The following is a 1,575-nucleotide window of genomic DNA, read 5'->3' on the forward strand; positions in this document are numbered from 1 at the left end:
CCGCCGCTCCGCTCGCGCGTGCGCGGCGAGTCGCAGCAGTCGATCCGCCGCTCGTACGCGCGCTCCACCTCCGGGTCCGCACGCGGATCGGCGGGGCGGACGGCGGCGCGGCTGTTCTCGTAAGCGTTTACCATCTCGCACCTTCGCGTGCTCGGTTCCCGTCCGCCCGGAGGTTCGCCCGTGATGTCGCGGCGTGCCGTGCGGGGCGTTCTCAAACGCACGAAGCATACCAGGGAGCTACATGGCGCGACGCATGTTTGGGGGCCGTATCTTCCCGGGGAGCAGCCACTTGGCAGACACGCGGCTGCACCCTCCCCTTGCCGGCCGCGCCGGCCGCCGCCCACATTCCCGGGGCACACTCCTCCCTCCCCACCGACGGAGACCCGTGAAGCACACCGCGCTCCTCCTCGCGCTCGCCCTCTGCGCCGCGCCCCCGGCCGCCGCGCAGCACGCCTTCTCGGCCGGCGGCGACTACGACTCCGCCGTTCCCACCCCGCGGAGCGTCCTCGGCTACGAGGTGGGCGAGCGCTTCACCCCCCACCACCTGCTGATGCGCTACGTGGAGCGCCTCGCGGCGGCGAGCCCGCGGGTGCGCCTCGATACGGTGGCGCACTCCTTCGAGGGGCGCGAGGTGCTGCGGGTCACCCTGACGAGCGAGGCCAACGCGCGCCGCCTGGACGCCATCCGGGCCGACGCGGAGCGCCTGGCGAACCCGGTGGGCGTCCCCGAGGCGGAGCTGCGGGCCGCGGCGGCGCGGACGCCGGCCATCGTCTGGCTGGGATACACGGTGCACGGCAACGAGGCGTCGGGGACGGAGGCGGCCATCGCCACCCTGTACCAGCTCGCCGCCGGGCGCGACGCGGACACGCGCGCCATCCTGGACAGCACCGTGGTGCTGATCGACCCGGTGCAGAACCCGGACGGGCACGAGAGGCACGTGCAGGACGTGATGCGGATGCGCGGCGCGCTGGGGGTCCCGGTCTCGCCCGCGGCCATGATCCACACCGGGAGCTGGCCGGGCGCGCGCACCAGCCACTACCTCTTCGACCTGAACCGCGACTGGTTCATCCTCTCCCACCCGGAGTCGCGGGGGCGGGTGCGGACCTTCACCACCTGGTGGCCGCACGTGGCGGTGGACCTGCACGAGATGGGGTCCGGCTCCACCTACTTCTTCGCCCCGCCCATGGAGCCGGTGAACCGCAACGTCCACCCGAACATCGTCCGCTGGTGGGACGTGTTCGCCGCCGGCAACGCCGCGGCCTTCGACCGGGAGGGGTGGCCGTACTTCCGGCGCGAGGGGTACGACGAGTTCTACCCGGGCTACGGCGTGTCCTGGCCCACGCTGCTGGGCGCGGTGGGGATGACGTACGAGCAGGCGTCCAGCGTCGGCGGCGCCATCCGCCGCGCCGACGGCACCGTGCTCACGCTGCGCGAGGCGGCGCACCACCACTACGCGGCCTCCATGGCGACGCTGCGCACCACGGCCGCCCGGCGCGCCGAGCGGGTGCGCGACTACCTGGAGTTCCGCCGCTCGGCCGTGACGGAGGGGGCGCGGCACCCGCTGCGCGCCGTGGC

The 1,575-nt window shown here is 74.2% G+C and carries 1 protein-coding gene; it reads left to right on the forward strand.

Annotation, left to right across the window (positions count from 1 at the left end; genetic code table 11):
- Positions 1–385: 385 nt before the first annotated feature.
- On the forward strand, positions 386–1,575 hold a 1,190-nt coding region (locus tag VGR37_20450; protein ID HEV2149783.1), incomplete at its 3' end, for a M14 metallopeptidase family protein.

It is taken from the genome of Longimicrobiaceae bacterium, assembly GCA_035936415.1.
GTDB lineage: Bacteria > Gemmatimonadota > Gemmatimonadetes > Longimicrobiales > Longimicrobiaceae > JAFAYN01.